The sequence below is a fragment of the Streptomyces wedmorensis genome (assembly GCF_000716445.1).
In the GTDB taxonomy this organism is placed as follows: Bacteria; Actinomycetota; Actinomycetes; order Streptomycetales; family Streptomycetaceae; genus Streptomyces; species Streptomyces wedmorensis.
Window position 1 is genome coordinate 145,338 of record NZ_JNWK01000009.1, and the last position, 18,558, is coordinate 163,895.

General features: G+C 71.2%; 16 protein-coding genes and 2 pseudogenes. 15 read left to right on the forward strand and 3 right to left on the reverse strand.

The window, feature by feature from the left end:
• Positions 1-102 precede the first annotated feature (102 nt).
• Both OO54_RS10160 and OO54_RS47265 read right to left on the reverse strand, forming a co-directional pair.
• Positions 103-1,506 (reverse strand): DUF7507 domain-containing protein, encoded by a 1,404-nt coding sequence (locus OO54_RS10160; RefSeq protein WP_200146759.1) that lies wholly within the window; start codon positions 1,504-1,506, stop codon positions 103-105.
• A gap of 458 nt (positions 1,507-1,964) precedes the next feature.
• Positions 1,965-2,102, reverse strand: a pseudogene (locus OO54_RS47265) (dienelactone hydrolase family protein); the annotation flags it as partial.
• 319 nt (positions 2,103-2,421) lie between these two features.
• Between OO54_RS47265 and OO54_RS10165 the strand changes: the two are divergent.
• The 15 genes and pseudogenes from OO54_RS10165 to OO54_RS10235 all read left to right on the forward strand — a co-directional run bounded on the left by OO54_RS10165 (position 2,422) and on the right by OO54_RS10235 (position 17,544).
• Complete coding sequence (locus OO54_RS10165) at positions 2,422-3,084, forward strand: hydrolase (RefSeq protein ID WP_033202511.1); 663 nt, start codon at positions 2,422-2,424, stop codon at positions 3,082-3,084.
• A gap of 5 nt (positions 3,085-3,089) precedes the next feature.
• Entirely contained in the window at positions 3,090-3,596 is a 507-nt protein-coding gene (locus tag OO54_RS10170; RefSeq protein WP_033202512.1) for a DoxX family protein, read from the forward strand.
• 91 nt (positions 3,597-3,687) lie between these two features.
• Positions 3,688-4,266, forward strand: coding sequence for a Dps family protein (locus tag OO54_RS10175; protein ID WP_033202513.1), 579 nt, complete (start codon positions 3,688-3,690; stop codon positions 4,264-4,266).
• Positions 4,266-5,690, forward strand: coding sequence for a dihydrolipoyl dehydrogenase family protein (locus OO54_RS10180; RefSeq protein ID WP_033202514.1), 1,425 nt, complete (start codon positions 4,266-4,268; stop codon positions 5,688-5,690). The genes OO54_RS10175 and OO54_RS10180 overlap by 1 nt, the downstream gene beginning before the upstream one ends.
• A 55-nt stretch (positions 5,691-5,745) precedes the next feature.
• Positions 5,746-6,572, forward strand: a pseudogene (locus tag OO54_RS41425) (alpha/beta fold hydrolase).
• 35 nt (positions 6,573-6,607) lie between these two features.
• A complete protein-coding gene (locus OO54_RS10190; protein ID WP_033202515.1) occupies positions 6,608-7,561 on the forward strand; it encodes an alpha/beta hydrolase in 954 nt (317 codons plus the stop codon).
• Positions 7,558-9,444 carry an amidohydrolase gene (locus OO54_RS10195; RefSeq protein WP_033202516.1) on the forward strand — a complete coding sequence of 629 codons (1,887 nt, stop codon included), beginning with the start codon at positions 7,558-7,560 and terminating at the stop codon, positions 9,442-9,444. The genes OO54_RS10190 and OO54_RS10195 overlap by 4 nt, the downstream gene beginning before the upstream one ends.
• 16 nt (positions 9,445-9,460) lie before the next feature.
• Positions 9,461-10,198, forward strand: a complete 738-nt coding sequence (locus OO54_RS10200; RefSeq protein WP_033202517.1) for a GPR1/FUN34/YaaH family transporter — start codon at positions 9,461-9,463, stop codon at positions 10,196-10,198.
• Between the two features lie 45 nt (positions 10,199-10,243).
• On the forward strand, positions 10,244-10,558 hold the full coding sequence (locus OO54_RS10205) for a GNAT family N-acetyltransferase (RefSeq protein ID WP_033202518.1): 315 nt from the start codon (positions 10,244-10,246) through the stop codon (positions 10,556-10,558).
• 59 nt (positions 10,559-10,617) lie between these two features.
• Positions 10,618-11,343, forward strand: a complete 726-nt coding sequence (locus OO54_RS10210; RefSeq protein ID WP_033202519.1) for an alpha/beta fold hydrolase — start codon at positions 10,618-10,620, stop codon at positions 11,341-11,343.
• A gap of 125 nt (positions 11,344-11,468) precedes the next feature.
• Positions 11,469-13,727, forward strand: a complete 2,259-nt coding sequence (locus OO54_RS10215) for a helix-turn-helix domain-containing protein (protein ID WP_033202520.1) — start codon at positions 11,469-11,471, stop codon at positions 13,725-13,727.
• 330 nt (positions 13,728-14,057) lie between these two features.
• Positions 14,058-14,894, forward strand: a complete 837-nt coding sequence (locus OO54_RS10220; RefSeq protein WP_033202521.1) for an alpha/beta fold hydrolase — start codon at positions 14,058-14,060, stop codon at positions 14,892-14,894.
• A 221-nt stretch (positions 14,895-15,115) separates the two neighbouring features.
• Positions 15,116-16,201 carry an LLM class flavin-dependent oxidoreductase gene (locus tag OO54_RS10225; RefSeq protein WP_033202522.1) on the forward strand — a complete coding sequence of 362 codons (1,086 nt, stop codon included), beginning with the start codon at positions 15,116-15,118 and terminating at the stop codon, positions 16,199-16,201.
• Positions 16,198-16,818, forward strand: a complete 621-nt coding sequence (locus OO54_RS10230) for an FMN reductase (protein WP_033202523.1) — start codon at positions 16,198-16,200, stop codon at positions 16,816-16,818. Before OO54_RS10225 ends, OO54_RS10230 begins: the two co-directional genes overlap by 4 nt.
• Before the next feature lie 57 nt (positions 16,819-16,875).
• On the forward strand, positions 16,876-17,544 hold the full coding sequence (locus OO54_RS10235; protein ID WP_033202524.1) for a DUF4232 domain-containing protein: 669 nt from the start codon (positions 16,876-16,878) through the stop codon (positions 17,542-17,544).
• Positions 17,545-17,620: 76 nt separating this feature from the next.
• On the opposite strand, the gene OO54_RS10240 is transcribed toward OO54_RS10235, so the two are convergent.
• Positions 17,621-18,403: an alpha/beta hydrolase gene (locus OO54_RS10240; RefSeq protein ID WP_157856451.1), complete on the reverse strand. Its 783-nt coding sequence runs from the start codon at positions 18,401-18,403 to the stop codon at positions 17,621-17,623.
• Positions 18,404-18,558: the final 155 nt, after the last annotated feature.

The following is an 18,558-nucleotide window of genomic DNA, read 5'->3' on the forward strand; positions in this document are numbered from 1 at the left end:
CGCGGCGGGGAGGTACGCGGATGAGTGGCGACGGCCGTGCCGCAAGGCCGGCACGGCCGCCGCTTCCCGTGCTGTACGCCGGTCTCCTCCCCCCCCGTCTCCTCAGGAACGGGGCACGCAGGGGGCGCAGCAGGCCGGTGCGGGCTCGACGCAGACGACGACGGAATCGGTGTTGTCGGACGGGTCAGGGTCCTTCTCGACGGCCGTGACGGTGGCCGTGTTGGTCAGACGGGCGGCCCTGGTGGCCTTCGCCCGCAGGACGAGGGTGGCGCGGGCCCCGACGGCCAGTTCGCCGACGGACCACTGCCCGGTCTCCGGAACGTGGGCACCGGCGCTCGCGTCGGCGGACAGGAAGACGAGCCCGTTCGGGAGCCGGTCGGCGACGGTCACACCGGTCGCCGGGCTGGGACCGGCGTTGTGGACGGTCAGCCGGTAGGTCACGGTCTGCCCGACGGTCACGGTGGTTGCGTCGGCCGCCTTGACCACGTCCAGGTCGGCCGCCGGCCTGACCTCGGTCACGGCCTCGTCGGACGTGGACGTCAGCGGCTCGGGGGTGGTGCCGAGCCGGTTCTCGTACGCGGCGACGGCGGTGTTGACCACCCGCGTGCCCGCCGTCTCCAGGCCGAGGACCACCCGGTACTCGACGGTGGTCCCCTCCGGCAGCGCGGCCGTGTTGGCCAGACTGCCACCCTGGGACGCGGAGGCTCCGGTCCCGAGCCGGAAGACGACCGTGTCGCTCTCGGAGTCGTACGCGGCCTGGTCGTCACCCGCACGATCGGTCTTCACGCCGGCGTTCGGCCCGTCGACGACCCGGAGGGAATCGGGCACGTACGTCGTCCCCGGCGGCAGCACGTCCGTCAGCGTCAGCCGCTCGGCGGCCCCACCCCCCTCGTTCCTGGCCGTGATTCGGTACGTCACGACATCACCGACGTCCAACGGCCCTTCCGGCACCGCGGTCTTGGTGAGCACCACGAGCGGAGCCGTACCGAAGAACACGCCGTCCAGGAAGTTGCCGATCCCCCGGTTGCCCCCGGCCGCCGACACCGACCGGAACGCGAAACGCGTGGTGCCCTGCCCGGCCGGCACCGTGTACGTGCCCGTGTAGTACCCCCACGCCGTGTTCCCGTCCGTGAAGGAGCGCTGCTCGACCAGGCTCCCCGGCGCCCCGATGTCCAGCGCCATCGTGTCCTGCCCCTGCCGGCCCCGGTGGTAGAGCCGCCAGTACAGCTTCGTGCCCGGCGTGGTCGGCAGGTCCTGGTAGAGCGTGGACACCTGATTGGCGTTCAGCTCGGCGAACTGCTCGCCCTCCGCGGACGGCACGCCGTTGAATCCCGAATGCCACAGCTCGACCATGTGGTCCGTGGCTGTGGTCAGCCAGCCCGGAACATGCCGCGGCGCCTGCGTCTGCGACGCGTCCGGCAGAAACGCCATGTCGGTCACGGCCGGCTGTTCGAAACTCCCGTTCACGAGAGCGACCCGCAGCGGGACGGAAGGAGGTGTGCTCATGGTGCCATCTCCGATCGTTCGACGGTGCGCGAGAGACCCCGCAGCCCCCGGACACGGGGCGAGGGGGTCGGAACACCCCGTAGCTCAGCGCCCCCTCCGCCCCGGGTACAGCCGTGGCGGAGGTGTCCCGGCCAGCACCGAACCGAGGGTTTACCCGCCCCCTCGCGCGCCTGACGGCCTCGCCGACCCTTGTTCGGCCCCACCGGTGACCCCGTCGGACACCTCGGGCCCACCGCTCTCGCGCGTACCTCCCGCACTGACCGGATGACATGGCTCTCTGGCGTTCACACGCCACCTGGAAGGTTGAATCATGAGCCGCCAGGTTGACGCACATGTGGTCGGCACGTGCTCACGCGGTGGACAGGCAGGAGAGGGGCGTACGTTCCAGGGCCGATGTGCCGGGCCTGGAACCCGTCGCCGGTCGGCGGGCCCGGAGGGGCTGCGTAGGTCAGATGTGGCTCGGACGTCAAGTCTCCTTCGGCATGGCCGAGGTGGACCTGGGCGGTGAGTCCGGTGAAGAGGTCGGGGCCGTCGACCCCCATGGGGCCGTGGAACGCGGCGACGGCGGCCACATGGCCGGGGTGGGCCGCGGCGGTTCACATCCGAGCTTCTTCGGCGAGTAGCTGGCCAGCAGGTTCTCCGTCTGCTGGTGGTACAAGAACGGCAAGCCGTTGACCAGCAGAAACAATCTGTTGGGCTTCGGGCTTGCGGCCTGGTCCGAGAATGGTCCGGATCTTGCTCTGCGAGGTGATCGAGGCCTTGGTGCGATCGAGTAGGACTGTGGGGGTAGTGCGCTGTCGTGCCAACTCCCGGGCACAGGGAGCAAAGTCGGCCGGTTGTGCCGGTCGTACTTTCGAGGTGTGCCCGGCCGTGAACGCTGCGGGCGCGATACCGATCGCTCCGAAAGGACCCCTCATGTTCGACATCACCAAGGTGCAGGCCGCCCCGAGCAAGGATCTGCTCACCCCCGACAACGCGGTCATGCTCTTCGTGGACCACCAGCCGCAGATGTTCTTCGGCACCGGGAGCGGCGATCGCGCCGCGATCATCAACAGCACCGTGGGTCTCGCCAAGGCGGCGCAGGCGTTCGATGTGCCGGCCGTCCTGACCACGGTGGCCGCCGAGTCGTTCTCCGGGCCCCTGCTGCCGCAGCTTGCCGAGGTGTTCCCCAAGCAGGAGGTCATCGACCGTACGACCATGAACGCCTGGGAGGACGAGGCGCTCGTGGCGGCGGTCAAGGCGACCGGCCGCAAGAAGATCATCCTGTCCGGCCTGTGGACCGAGGTCTGCCTGGTGCTGCCCGCGCTCTCCGCCCTGGAGCAGGGTTACGAGGTGTACGTGGTCTCCGACGCCTCCGGTGGCGTCAGCCCGGCCGCCCACGAGCACGCGCTGCAGCGGATGATCGCCGCCGGCGCCGTCCCGGTGACCTGGGTCCAGGTGCTCCTGGAGCTGCAGCGCGACTGGGCGCGTCAGGAGACGTACGGCGCGGTCATGGAGATCGTCAAGGCGCACGCGGGCGCGTACGGCCTGGGTGTCGTGTACGCGCAGAGCGTCATCGGCGCGCACGCCGCCGGCTGACCCCTGTGGACACCGGCATTCTGATCCTGCGTCTGCTGGTGGGACTGCTCGTCGCCGGCCACGGGGTGCAGAAGATCAGTTCGCACCTGGGCGGCAAGGGACTCGAGGGCGGTACCGAGGAGTTCCGCGCCGACGGCTTCCGCGGCGGTGCCCTCACCGCCCTGGCGGCGGGCGGTGGTCAGATCGGATCGGGCCTGCTGCTCGCCGTCGGCCTCCTGACCCCGCTCGCCGCGACCGGCGCCATCGGGGTCATGACGGTCGCGCTCACCGTGAAATGGCGCCACGGGCTCTGGGTGCAGAACGACGGATATGAGTACCCGCTCGTCCTCATCGGCACCGCCGCCGCCCTCGCCGCCACCGGCCCCGGCACCTGGTCCCTCGACGCGGCCCTCGGCCTCACGCCGTACCCGCTGTGGTGGGCCGCCCTCGCGCTCGTGGCCGGTCTCGGCAGCGGGCTCCTCACCCGGCTCGTCCTACACCGGCGCGCCGCCCCGACGGTCGCCGAGCGCTGAGCGCGAGCTGCGCAGACCAGTCCGGCCGCCTGCGTACCCCGGACCGGGCGGCCGGGCCCTTCCCACCCTCTCTCTCAAACAGGAGCACCCGATGGACACCCTCACGACCCCGCACGGCGGCGGTCAGCCGCTGCTGCATCAGAAGGGCGCCGAGACCCAGGCGTTCGGCACGCTCAAGCAGCTGCCGATCGGTCTCGGCCACGACACCCGCATGTACGCGTGCCAGCGGCTGAACCGCGTACTCGCCGACACGCAGATCCTGTACTCCCTCTACAAGAAGCACCACTGGCTCATGCGCGGGGCGACCTTCTACTCGCTCCACCTGATGCTGGACAAGCACGCGGAAGCCCAACTGGCCATCGTTGACGCGCTGGCCGAGCGGGTCCAGAGCCTCGGCGGCGTCGCCGTCGGAGACCCGCGCCACGTTGCGGAACTGACCGCGATACCCCGGCCGCCGGACGGTGTGGAGCCGGTGCCCGTCATGCTGTCGCGGCTCCTCGACGCGCACGAGCGGATCCTGATCGACGCCCGGGACGCCGCCGCCCGGCTCTCTGGGGAGGGCGACGAGGGCAGCGCCGACCTGCTCGTCTCCGATGTCATCCGCACCGGCGAGGCGCAGGTGTGGTTCCTGGCCGAGCACCTCGTGGACACCCCTCTGGTGCGCGGCTGATGGACACGTACGACGTCGTCGTGGTCGGTGGCGGTCCGGGCGGCGAGGTCGTCGCCGACCGGGTCGTCCGGTCAGGACTGACTGCCGTCGTCGTCGAGGCCGAGGCGGTCGGCGGCGAGTGTTCCTACCGTGCGTGCGTGCCGAGCAAGGCCCTGTTGCGACCCGGCGCGGCCCGGGAGGCCGCGCGGTCGGTCGACGGGGCACGGCAGTCGGTGACCGGGGCGCTCGACCCGGCGCGCGTCCTGGCCCGCCGCGACCGGTTCACCGGCCGCGGTGACGACACCGGTCAGGCCGACTGGCTGAGCGGCGCCGGCATCCCTCTCGTACGAGGGCATGGACGCCTCGCCGGAGAGCGCCGGGTGGAGGTGACCGGGGCCGACGGTGCGGTCCACACCCTTCGGGCCCGGCTCGCGGTCGTTCTCAGCCCCGGCACGGAACCCGCTCTGCCGCCGGTCGAAGGGATCGACCGGATCGGTGTGTGGACCAGCCGGCAGGCCACCACGGCCGATGCGGTGCCGGAGCGGCTCGTCGTCATCGGTGGGGGAGTGGTGGCCTGCGAGATGGCCACCGCGTGGTGCTCGCTCGGCTCCTCCGTCACTCTGCTGGTCCGTGACCAGGCACTGCTGACCGGCTGGGAGCCGTGTGCCGGCGAAGAGGTCACGCGCGGTCTGACCGGTCTGGGGGTCACGATCCGCTTCGGGGTCTCGGCGACCCGGGTCGCCCGTGACGGGACCACCCGCGCCGTGACCGTGGAGACCGACGACGGAGCCACCCTCGTCTGCGACGAGGTGCTTGCCGCGGTCGGCCGCCGTCCGCGCACCGCGGACCTCGGCCTGGAGACCGTGGGACTGCCTGCCGGTGACTGGCTCCCGGTCGACGACACCTGCCGCGTCACCGCCCTCGACGGGGACTGGCTCTACGCCGCGGGCGACGTGAACCACCGTGCGCCGCTCACCCACATGGCCAAGTACCAGGCCCGCGCCTGCGCCGCGGCGATCGCCGAGCGGGCCGTGGGCCGTCCGGTCGACACCGGCGGTTGGCAGGCTTGGAGCGCGGAGGCCGACCACGTCGCCGTCCCGCAGGCCGTGTTCACCCATCCCGAGATCGCGAGCGTCGGTCTCACCGAACGCGCCGCACGCGAAGCGGGTATCGCGGTACGCGCGGTGGAGTACCGCATCGACGACGTCGCGGGAGCCGCGCTGTACGCCGACGACTACCGCGGTCACGCCAAGCTCGTCGTCGACGAGACGCGGGGAGTCGTCGTCGGCTGCACGCTCACCGGCCCGATGGCGACCGAACTCATCCACACGGCCACCGTCGCCATCGTGGGAGAAGTCCCGCTCGAACGTCTGTTGCACGCCGTCCCCGCCTTCCCGACGGTCAGCGAGGTCTGGCTGCGGCTGCTTGAGGCGTACGGCCTCTGAGGCGTCCACCGCCCGTCCCTCCGCACTGGCACAAGTACCCGACAAGGAACCGCACATGCTTCCCACGAAGCGCACCCTCACGCTCGCCCTCGCCCTGCCCGCGACGCTGGCCTCCCTGATCGGTGCCGCACCCACCAGCAGCTCGCCCGCGGCCGGCAGCGACCGGCACGCTCCCAAGCCCACCATCGTCCTCGTCCACGGGGCGTTCGCCGACGCATCCAGCTGGAGTGGCACGATCAAGCGTCTGCGCCGTGCGGGCTACCCCGTCGTCGCCATCGCCAACCCGCTGCGCGGTCTCGCCGACGACACGGCCTACCTCCGTGGCGTACTGGCCGGCGTCGACGGGCCCGTCGTCCTGGTCGGCCACTCCTACGGTGGCGCCGTCATCAGCGGTGCCGCCGTGGGCGACAGCCGAGTGAAGGCCCTCGTCTACATCGCCGCGTTCACCCCGGACAAGGGCGAGAGCGCTGCCCAGCTGGCCCGAAGTTCCCCGGCTCCACCCTCGGCGGGACGGTGAACCCGCAGCCGTACCCGCTGCCCGGCGGTGGCACCGGCACCGAACTCGTCATCGACCAGGCCAAGTACCACCGTCAGTTCGCCGCCGACGTCCCCGCCGCCGACGCGGCGGTCATGGCCGCGACCCAGCGCCCGGTCTCCACCCTCGCGCTGGACGAGCAGGCCGGGGAAGCGGCGTGGAAGACGATCCCGTCCTGGGCGCTCATCGCCACCGCCGACAAGAACATCCCGCCGGCCGCCGAGCGATGGATGGCCCGGCGCGCCGGCTCCCGCACCACCGAGGTGGACGCGTCGCACGCCGTCGCTGTCTCCCGCCCGGCGGTGGTCACCGACGTGATTCTCGCGGCCGCGCGCGCCATCCGCTGAGCACCCACCCGTACGTCCTACGAAGGAGAACCCTCATGCCGAACACACCGACTCTCGAACCCGCCGCCCAGGCCTTCGCCGACGCCACCGCCCAGCCGCCGTACCTGTACCAGATCCCCGTCGCGGACGGCCGCAAGGCCGTGGACGGCGTTCAGAGCGGTGAAGGCGTCCCCCTGCCCGCCGTCGACGAAGAATGGGTCACCGTCCACGGCGGCCCGACCGGTGACGTCCGCGCCCGCATCGTCCGCCCGCGCGGCGCCACCGGCCCGCTCCCCGTCATCCTCTACATCCACGGCGCAGGCTGGGTCTTCGGCAACGCCCATACCCACGACCGGCTCGTCCGGGAACTCGCCGTCGGCACCCGTGCGGCCGTCGTCTTCCCCGAGTACGACCTCTCGCCCGAGGCCCGCTACCCCGTCGCCATCGAGCAGAACTACAGCGTCGCCCAGTGGATCGCCCGCGAGGGACACCACAAGGACCTCGACGGCACCCGGATCGCCGTCGCGGGCGATTCGGTCGGCGGCAACATGACCGCCGCCCTCACCCTCATGGCCAAGCAGCGCGGCGACGTCCGCCTCACCCACCAGGTCCTCTTCTACCCGGTCACCGACGCGAGCTTCGACACGGACTCGTACCACGCCTTCGCCGAGGGCTACTTCCTGCGCCGCGAAGCCATGAAGTGGTTCTGGGACCAGTACACGACCGAGGAGGCCGAGCGTGCGCAGATCACCGCCTCGCCGCTGCGTGCCACCACCGCGCAGCTCACGGGCTTGCCGCCCGCCCTGGTCATCACCGCGGAGGCCGACGTCCTGCGCGACGAGGGCGAGGCGTACGCAGCGAAGCTCCGCGCTTCCGGAGTCCCCGTCACCGCCCTTCGCGTGCAGGGCGTCATTCACGACTTCGTCATGCTGAACGCGCTGCGCGAGACGCAGGGCGCGGAACTCGCCATCGGTCTCGCCGTCGACACCCTGCGCAAGGCCCTCGCATGACCGGGCCGTCGACGAGCATGCCCGTGGCGGGCATCGTTCCCGCACCGCGGCAGGAACACATACAGGCCGACCTCCTCGTCCGCAACGCGAAGGTGTTCACCGGCGACCCCGTCCGTCCCGAGGCCCGCGCCGTCGCGATCCGCGACGGCCGGGTCGCGGCCCTCGGCGACGACCACGACCTCGCCCACCTCGTCGGGCCGGGGACCAAGGTCGTCGACGCCCTCGGCCGCCGGGTCATCCCCGGCCTGAACGACTCGCACCTGCACGTCATCAGGGGCGGCCTGAACTATGTCCTGGAGCTGCGCTGGGACGGCGTGCGCAGCCTCCGCCACGCGCTCGCCATGCTGCGCGAGCAGGCCGGCCGTACGCCCAAGGGGCAGTGGATCCGGGTCGTGGGCGGCTGGACCGCCGAACAGTTCGCCGAACGCAGGATGCCGACCGTCGCCGAGCTGAACGCCGCCGCCCCCGACACCCCGGTGTTCGTCCTGCACCTGTACCAGTCCGCCCTGATGAACCGGGCCGCGGTACGGGCCGCCGGATTCACCCGCGACACCCCCGATCCGCGGGGCGGCCAGATCGTACGGGGCAGGGACGGCGAACCCAACGGGGTCCTCCTCGCGGCGCCGAGCGCTCTCGTCCTCTACTCGACCCTGGCCAAGGCACCGGCCCTCGACGAGGCCGACAAGCGGACGTCGACGCGGCACTTCCTGCGCGAGCTGAACCGCTTCGGCCTGACGTCCGCGGTCGACGCCGCCGGCGGGTTCCAGAACTTCCCCGACAACTACGCCACGGTCGTCGACCTCGCCAGGGCGGGGGAGCTGACCCTGCGGATCGCCTACCACCTCTTCCCGCAGACGGCCGGGCAGGAGCTCGCCGACCTCAAGCGCTGGACCGAGATGGTCAAGCCCGGGGACGGCGACGAGTGGCTCCGGCTGAACGGCGCGGGTGAGAACCTGACCTGGGCCGCCGCCGACTTCGAGAACTTCTCCGAGCCCCGCCCCGAGCTCGCCGCCGGGTACGAGGCCGAGTTCGAGCAGGCCGTCCGGCTCCTGATGGAGAACGGCTGGGGCTTCCGGCTCCACGCGACCTACGACGAGACGATCCGCCGCGACCTGACCGTCTTCGAGAAGCTCGCGGCGGAAGGACTCTTCCCCGGCGGCAACCGCTGGCTCTTCGACCACGCCGAGACCGTCTCGGCCGACAGCCTGGACCGGATCGCCGCCCTCGGAGGCGCCGTATCCGTCCAGAACCGCATGTCCTTCCAGGGCACCGCTTTCCGTGACCGCTACGGCGCCGAGGCCGCCGCCCACGCCCCGCCGGTCCGCGCCATGCTCGACCGGGGCCTGACCGTCGCCGCCGGAACCGACGCCACCCGCGTCTCCTCGTACAACCCGTGGGTCGCACTCCACTGGCTGGTGACCGGACGCACCGTCGGCGGCACCGCGCTCACCCCGGCGGGGAACCTGATCGACAGGGAGACCGCCCTCGGCCTCTACACCCGGGGCGGAGCACGGCTCACCGGGGAGCAGGACGTCAAGGGAACCCTGCGAGAAGGCTCTTACGGCGACCTCGCGATCCTGTCCGACGACTACCTCACCGTGCCCGAGGACGCCATCCCCGACATCGAGTCCGTCCTCACTGCCGTCGGCGGCCGCGTCGTCTACGCGAGCGCGGAGTACGAGGGACTCGACGAGGCCGTCCCACCGGTCAGCCCCCTATGGAGCCCGGTGGCCCACTTCGGCGGCTACCAGTCGGGTGCCCGCCAGGCGTCGCTCGTGGCCGAGGCCGTCGCCGAGTCCGAGCAGCACCGCCGGTGGCGCGTCGCGCGCGGCTCTGTTCCCGAGACGACGCCGTCCTTCGTCGACCCCTGCTTCGAGCACTGAAAGAGAGAACCACCCGATGACCGCAGCCTCCCCTGCCGCCGACGGCGGTGACACCCCGGCAACGCCGCCGGACGTTCCCCCGGGACGCCGCTTCGAACCGGACCTCCGGTCGATGACCCGGATCAACCTGCGCCCCATCGCCTCACCCATGCCGCTCGGCTTCTTCACGATAGCCATCGCCTCTGTGATGACGGGCTGCCTCCAGCTCGGGATCTTCGGGGAGGAGGCCCGCGCCGCCGTCGCCTTCTGCGTGCTGCCGGCCTTCGTCCTCCAACTCCTGGTGAGCATCCTGGCCTTCGGCGCCCGGGACGTGATCGCGGCGACGCTGATGGCGGTGTTCGCCGGCAGCTGGCTGCCCTACTCGCTCGTCATGCTCAGCGGCGCCGCCGACGGCCTTCAGGTCCTCGGTGTGTTCAACCTGGCGCTCCTCTGCTTCGGAGCGCTGATGACCGCGGTGACCCGGCCCAAGCGCGCGCTGTGGCTCGTCCTCGCGGTCTCCCTGCCCCGCTGGGCCGCCACCGGACTCGCGGGCATCACCGGAGCCGAATGGCTGACGCGCACGTCCGGTGCGCTCGGCCTCGCGGTGGCGCTCGTCGCGATGTACACGGCGTTCGCCCTGATGCTGGAGGACATGCGCAGCGAGCAGGTCCTGCCCATCGGCCGCAGCGGCCCCGCCCACCTCGCCGTGGAAGGCGACCTGGCCGTCCAGCTCCGCAACCTGGAACGCCAGGCAGGCGTGCGCCGCACGCTCTGATCACGTCCACCGATCCCGTCACACCACGACCGCACAGGAGCACCCATGGAACCGCAGGTGACGGACCGGCCTGAAAAGTCCCGGTACGAGATCCTCGCCGGCGACGACGGCACCGAGACCGCGGGCTTCGCCGAGTACCACCTCTCGGAGGGCGAGATCGCCTTCATCCACACCGAGATCGACAGCCGGTTCGCCGGCCAGGGCCTGGGCGGACTGCTCGCCCGCGGGGCCCTCGACGACGCCCGCGCCCGCGGGCTGCGCGTCCTGCCGTACTGCCCCTTCATCCGGGGATGGATCGGCAAGCACCCGGAGTACGCCGACCTGGTGCCCGAGGCGCGCCGCGCCCGCTTCGGGCTCTGAAGCACCACGATTCCGCCTTCATCACCCCCGCCACGCCCCGTCCACCGAGGAGTTCTCCGATGTCCCGACACGCCCGTCCCACCGTCGTGCTGGTCCACGGCGCTTTCGCCGATGCCTCCAGCTACGCCCGTGTCATCCCCGAACTGACCGCTGCCGGCCTGAAGGTGGTGGCTCCGGCGGTGCCCAACCGCAGCCTGGTCGACGACGCCGCGTACATCGCCTCGGTGATCCGTGCCGTCGACGGCCCCGTGATCCTGGTGGGGCACTCCTACGGCGGCGCCGTCATCACCCTCGCCGGCGCGGAGGACAACGTCCGCGCACTGGTGTACCTCGCGGGATACGCGCTGGAGGAGGGCGAGAGCCTGGGCGAGCTGCAGGGTCGCTTCCCCGACTCCGGCCTCGCCGACGCGCTCGTCTACACCCCGTTCCCCGTGGCGGGCTCCACCGAGACCGGCACGGACGTCTCGGTGGAGGTCGAGAAGTTCCCCGCTCTCTTCGCGGCGGACGTCGACCCCGAGCTCGCCGCCGTGCTCGCCGTCTCCCAGCGCCCCCTGGCCGCACGGGCCTTCGCGGAGGTGGCGCCGGTCGCGGCGTGGAAGAACAAGCCCTCGTGGGGCCTGGTCGCCACCTCCGACCGGACCATCAACCCCGACGTGGAGCGCTACGGCTACGAGCGGGCCGGCATGACCACCGTCGAGGTCGACTCCTCGCACCTGGTCATGCTCTCCCAGCCCAAGGCCGTGGCCGAACTGATCCAGGAGGCGGTCCGGTCCACCGCCCACTGACCCACAGCCCGTGCCGGGTCCACCCTTCAGGGTGGGCCCGGCACGGCGTTTGACGCCGCCGACCTGCGGCTTTGCCCGAATTGACACGACGTATTCTTTCCTCGGGGTGGGAGGAAAGAGGAGTTGTGTTCGAGGAAAGGTCGTTCGGGGCCGTTCTGCGTGGTCTGCGGCAGCAAGGCCGTTTGACGATGGAGGAGCTGGCCGAGGCATCGGGTGTGAGTGTCCGCGCCATCGGCGACATGGAGCGGGGGCGCAGTCGGGTTCCGCAGCGGCGCACGGTCGTGGCGCTGGCGGAGGGTCTTGGGCTCGCGGACGCGGAACGGGAGGCGCTGCTGGCCGCGGGGCGGGCGGCGCGTCCGACGCGCGCGGTCGCGGTGGCGGGGACGGTAGTGCCGCCGCGATCGGTGGGGGACTTCACGGGGCGTGAACCGGAGTTGGCCCTGTTGCGGGAGGCCGCGAAGCGGGCCCGTGCCGGCGGGGAGCTGTCGGTGTGGGTCGTCTCGGGTCCTCCGGGGTGCGGGAAGACGACGCTGGCGCTGAAGGCGGCGGCGGATCTGGCGGAGGAGTTCCCCGACGGGCGATTCGTGGTGGACCTGCACGGGGTGGATGGCCCCGTGGATACGGGCGAGGCGCTGCTGAAGCTACTGAAGGCCCTTGGCGTGTCGGACCGCAGGCTGGTGTGCGAGGACGCACAGGGCCGCGCGGGGCTGCTGCGGGCGCTGCTGGGTGACCGCCGGTGCCTGGTGGTCTTGGACAACGCCCGCGACGAGGGGCAGGTCCGTGCGCTGCTGCCCGAGGGCGGGCGGAGTCTGGTGCTGGTCACCAGCCGACGGCCCTTGACCGGCCTTGAGGACGTCGACCGACTGGCGCTGTCGGAGATGCCGCAGGACGAGGCAGTCGATCTGCTGCGCCGGATCCTGGGCGAGGAGCGGGCGGATGCGGAAGCCGAGGCCGTGGCGCAGGTGGCGGAGCTGTGCGGGCGACTGCCGTTGGCCTTGCGGGTGGCGGGAAACTGGCTGACAGTCCGTTCTGGATGGACCGTTGACCACCTGGTCCGGCGCCTTGCCGACGAAGAACGCCGACTGGGCGCGCTCGCCGCCGGCGACGTGCGGGTAGAGGCGGCCTTCGAACTGTCCTACCGTCAGCTGACCGGCCAGGCCGCGCGGATGCTGCGGCTGCTGAGTCTGGTGCCAGGCCCGGACATGACCGCTGCCTATGGCGCCGCTCTGACCGCGACAGACATCTTCGAGGCCGAGGACGTGATGGAGGAGCTGGTCGAGGCCGGGCTGCTGCAGGCCACCTTCACCGGCCGCTACCAGTTGCACGACCTGCTGCGGCTGTTCGCCCGCGCCCGGCTCTCCCGCGAGGAGGAACCCGGCGAGCGGGAAGCGGCCGACGACCGGCTGCGCGCCTGGCTGCTGGAGACGGCGGTGGTCGCCGGCCGCTGGTACAAGCCCAAGCACGAGGCGCGTCCGGTGTCCTGGCAGGCCCTGGTCCCGCTGGAGAGCGCCGAAGAGGCCCGTTCCTGGCTTCAGATCGAAGCCCCCTCCTGGCTCGCGGCGCTGCGCGGCGCCGCCCACCGGGGTGAGCACACCCAGGTCGTGGAGACCGCCCATGCCATGGAGTGGTTCTGTGACCTGTGGGTCTACTGGGGGCACTGGCCCGAAGTCTTCTGGTTGGCCGCCGAGTCCGCTGCCGCACTTGACGACCCGTACATGCGGGCCTTCCATCTCAACTGCTACTCCTGGGCCCTGAACACGTGCGAGCGCCGTTTCCGCGAGGCCATCGAATGGGCCGACGAGGCGCTGGAACACGCCCGCCGCGCACAGGACGTCCACCAGCAGACCTCGGCACTCATGCTCGGGGCAAGCGCGCACTTTCAACTCGGGGAGGCCCAGGCGGTCGCGGACAGATCTCTCGCCTCCGTCCGCCTGTCGGAAGACACCGGTCATCACGAGGTCTGGCCCCAAGCCACGCGCCTCTACGGAACCTCCTTGCGCCTCCTCGGCCGCGCCGAGGAAGCCCTGACCCAGCACCAGCGCATCATCACCTTCCTCGATGCGCCCGACTGTCCGGTGAGCGGGCACGTCGCCGACATATTCCGTACCCACGCGACCCAGGCACTCGGTCTCGACTACGCCGCGCTGGGGCAGTGGCGGGAGGCCGCCGACCATTTTCGCCGTGCCCAGGCGGAGTCGAGTCGCATCGGCATATTCCACAGGGAGGCCGAGCAGCTCCTCCATCTGGCTGAGGCCCTGATCGAACTAGGAGAGACCGAGGAAGCCCGCTACTGCCTGCACCAGGCCCTCGCTCTCGGCGACGCGGCCGACGACAAGGAGCTGAAGGCCGCACAGAAGCTCCTGGACACGCTCCCCGCCGAGTGAACGGCCCACCGGGGCGCCGGAGACTCCGCCGCGGTGCCGGTGCAGGCGACGCGCACGGTGTCCAGGGCCCGGACGAGAGCGGCGTGGGCGGCGACCGTGTCGCGGAGCGGATCGAGCACCATGAAGCCGTGGATCGTCCCGTGGCAGCACATGGAGAGCAGTCGCTGTCCGGCACGCCCAGCATGCGGCGGAACGCTGCACTCATGCGCAAGACGCAGTGCGTGGCGCGACAAGAGGAGGCGCTTCCCCGGCCGTAGCGTGAAGGCGTTCCGTACCGCACCGAGGTGCGGACCAGCCATTTCGCAGCGATTCGCATCGAGGAGACAAGCCATGCCGTACATCAGCGTGGGCCAGGAGAACACCACCGCCATCGACCTCTACTACGAGGACCACGGCGCCGGGCAGCCGGTCGTCCTCATCCACGGCTTCCCGCTCGACGGGCACTCCTGGGAGCGCCAGAGCGCCGCTCTGCTCGACGCCGGCTACCGCGTGATCACGTACGACCGCCGCGGCTTCGGGCAGTCCTCCCAGCCGACGACCGGCTACGACTACGACACCTTCGCGGCCGACCTGAACACCGTGCTGGAGACCCTCGACCTGAACGACGTCGTTCTCGTCGGCTTCTCCATGGGCACCGGAGAGGTCGCCCGCTACGTGTCCACGTACGGCTCCGCCCGCGTCGCCAAGGTCGCCTTCCTGGCCTCCCTGGAGCCCTGCCTGCTCAAGTCCGAGGACAACCCGGCCGGCGTCGCCCCGAAGGAGTTCTTCGACGGAATCGTCGCCGCCGTCAAGGCCGACCGCTACGCCTACTACACGGCCTTCTTCAACGACTTCTACAACCTCGACGAGAACCTGGGCTCCCGGATCAGTGAGGAGGCCGTCCGCAACAGCTGGAACACCGCGGCCGGCGGCGGCTTCTTCGCCGCGTCCGCCGCCCCTTCGACCTGGTACACCGACTTCCGCGCCGACATCCCGGCCGTCGACGTACCCGCCCTGATCCTGCACGGCACGGCCGACCGCATCCTGCCCGCCGAGGGCACCGCGCGCCCCTTCCACAAGGCGCTCCCCTCCGCCGACTACGTCGAGATCGAGGGCGCCCCGCACGGCCTGCTGTGGACCCACGCGGAAGAGGTCAACGAGGCTCTCCTGGCCTTCCTGCGGAAGTAGCCACCATCGGTCCGTCGCCCTTTCCAACGAGAGGGAGGGCCCGCATGCGCCCCTGCCCGTCCGGTCGTCCGGACGGGCAGTTGCCTTTTCCGCGGGCGGTCCCCACCGAGGTCCGGGCCGGGCGCTGAGGGACAAGACCCCTTGCGCGCGGGAGCATGACGGCCACCTGGAAGAGCCTAGATTTCGGGAACCAGTACCTGTTTACGAGTAAAGAGGCGTATATGCAGTTCGGAGTCTTTTCCGTGGGGGACGCGACCCCCGACCCGACCAACGGTCGTACCCCTTCGGAGCGGGAGCGCATCAAGGCGATGATCGCCATCGCGCTGAAGGCGGAGGAGGTCGGACTCGACGTGTTCGCGACCGGCGAGCACCACAATCCACCGTTCGTGCCATCCTCGCCCACCACGATGCTCGGGTACATCGCCGCCCGCACCGAGAAGCTGATCCTGTCCACCGCCACGACGCTGATCACCACCAACGACCCGGTGAAGATCGCCGAGGACTACGGGATGCTCCAGCACGTGGCCGACGGGCGTGTGGACCTGATGATGGGCCGCGGCAACACTGGGCCGGTCTACCCCTGGTTCGGGCAGGACATCCGGCAGGGCGTCAACCTCGCGAGGGAGAACTACGCGCTGTTGCGCCGGCTGTGGCGCGAGGACGTCGTGGACTGGGAGGGCAAGTTCCGCACTCCGCTGCAGGGGTTCACGTCCACGCCGCGTCCGCTGGACGGGGTCCCGCCGTTCGTCTGGCACGGCTCGATCCGGTCTCCGGAGATCGCCGAGCAGGCCGCCTTCTACGGCGACGGCTTCTTCCACAACAACATCTTCTGGCCGGCCGACCACACCAGACGGATGGTCCAGCTGTACCGGCGGCGGTACGCGTTCCACGGCCACGGTCGGGCGGAGGACGCCATCGTCGGCCTCGGGGGGCAGGTCTTCATGCGGAAGAACTCCCAGGACGCGGTACGGGAGTTCCGCCCGTACTTCGACAACGCGCCGGTCTACGGGCACGGCCCGTCGCTGGAGGAGTTCACCGAGCAGACCCCGCTGACGGTCGGCTCCCCCCAGCAGGTGATCGAGCGGACGCTGTCCTTCAGGGAGACGGTCGGCGACTACCAGCGGCAGCTGTTCCTGATGGACCACGCCGGCCTGTCGCTGAAGACCGTTCTGGAACAGCTCGACATCCTCGGTGAGGAAGTCGTGCCCGTGCTGCGGAAGGAGTTCGCCGTCGGACGCCCGGCCGACGTGCCGGACGCCCCCACCCACGAGTCCCTGCGCGCAGCCCGGGAAGGGGCCGTGGCATGAAGCTGGTCGCCGTGTCCGCGGGGCTGAGCACCCCGTCCTCCACCCGTCTGCTCGCCGACCGTCTCGCCGAGTCCGTCCGCGACGACCTCGGCACCCAGGGGCACGAGGTGGAGGTGGAGGTCATCGAGCTCCGTGAGCTCGCCCTGGCTGTCGCCAACAACCTCGTGACCGGGTTTCCCGCGTCGCAACTCGCCTCCGCCATCGACACGGTGACGGGAGCGGACGGCCTGATCGCCGTGACCCCCGTGTTCACCGCCTCCTACAGCGGGCTGTTCAAGTCCTTCTTCGACCTGATCGATCCGGCCGCCCTGACGGGCAAGCCGGTCCTCGTCGCGGCGACCGGCGGCACGGCCCGCCACTCGCTGGTCCTGGAGCACGCCCTGCGGCCGCTCTTCGCCTACCTGAGGGCGGCCGTGGTGCCCACCGCGGTCTACGCGGCCTCGGAGGACTGGGGGGCCGGCGGCGACGAGTACACCGACGGCCTGCCCGCCCGCATACGGAGGGCGGGCGCCGAGCTCGCCGTGCTGATGGCCGCCCGTCCGCCCGCGGAGGCGGAGGCGCCCGAGGACGAAGTGACCGCGCTGGAGCGTCAGCTCTCCGACCTCCGGTTCGACTGACGCCCCCCCCGCAGCGCGCGTACGCGCGCTGCGGCACCATTCCCCTTGGAAAGCGATATGACCCACAGACCGCTCCTCCCCGGCGTCCTTCTCGGATGCGCCTTGCTGGCCGGCTGCGTCGGTCGGAACACCGACGGCGCGGCGGCGGGCAGCCCGCCCCCGGTCGGCACTTCGTCGCCCCATGCGAGCCCCACCGTTCCCGGGGCTGCCCACGACGGCGGCTCCGGCGCATCCGGGGAACCGGCCTCGATTCCGTCCCATGGAGCCGGTACGGCGTCGGCGAGCCCTGCCTCACCTGCGACAGGGCACCGCTGCCACACCTCCGAACTGAAGGCGTCCCTCGGCCCCGACCGCCCTGGAGCCGGTCAGTCGAACTTCGCCCTCGTGCTGACCAATGCCTCCCGCCGGCCCTGCACGATCCACGGCTTCCCCGGTGTGGCGTTCGTCAACGGCGAAGGCGAGGCGGTCACACCGGATCCTGAACGGGCTGCCGGTGAGGAGCGGCAGATCGTGACGCTCGCTCCTGGTGCCAGCGCCTGGTCGGCGTTGACGTACGCCAACCCGGCCCTCACCGGTGTCACCACCGTGACCCCCGAAGCTCTGCGCGTCACACCGCCCGACGAGACGGAATGGATCTCGGTCCCCTGGACCGGTGGCCGGGTCTCCAACACGGGCAAGGCGTCAGTGCCCCGAATGAGCCCCTTCCGAGCGAGAGACGGCGCTTGACGCTCAGCCGTCGACGTGGGTGACGCTGGTCGTGGTGCAACGGGTGCGCGCGACCCGCTCGGGCCGGGCGACGGCTTCAGCGGGGCCGGCCGCGACGGCTGTGCAGAGCCGTGTGCACGATGTCGAGTGTCTGGGTGAGCGCGGCCCGGGCGGAGTTCGTGTGATGGAGCTGGTCGAGGACCATGAAACCGTGGATCGTGCCCAGGTACCGCACCGCGACCACCTCCACGCCTGCCGCGCGGAGCTTGGCCGCGTACGCCTCGCCCTCGTCCCGGACGACGTCGGCTTCACCGGTGACCACCAGAGCGGGCGGGAGGCCGGCGAGTTGCTCCGGCGTCGCCCGTAACGGCGAGGCGGTGGCCAGGCCGCGCCGCCGCACATCGGGGACGTACCGGTCCCAGAACCGGAGCAGGGCGTCGCGACCGACGCCGTAACCCTCGGCGAACTCCCGGTGGGAGGGCGTGTCGAGTCCGGCATCCGTGACGGGACACAGCAGCACCTGCTGTACCAGCCGCACCTCGCCCCGTTCCTTCGCGAGGAGGGTCAGCGCCGCCACCAGATTGCCGCCCGTCGAATAGCCCACGGCGGCCATCCGGCTTCCGTCCAGCCCGATCTCGCCACCCCGCTCCGCGAGCCATCTCGCGACGGCGTAGCACTGCTCGAGGGCGACCGGGTACGGAGCCTGGGGTGCGCTCGCGTGGTGGACCAGGACGACGGCCGCGTCCGTGCCCAGCGTGAACGCGTGCACCAGGCGCCCGGTGTGGGGCGCCCGAGGCGACGTACGGGCACCGGCATCCTCCAGGACGCCGCCCAGGCCGTGCAGGAACAGGACGACGGGCATCGGCCCCGTGACACCCACGGGCCTGATCACCTCTACCTCTACGTGACCGGTGGCGCCGCCAGGCAGCGCGAACCACTCTGTGAACGTGCCGTTCTCGTCGAGATCGGAGTCCGCCCGCTCAGGCGGCGGTTCGAGAGGGTACGGCGCCAAAGAGAGGGAGCACCGATCCACGA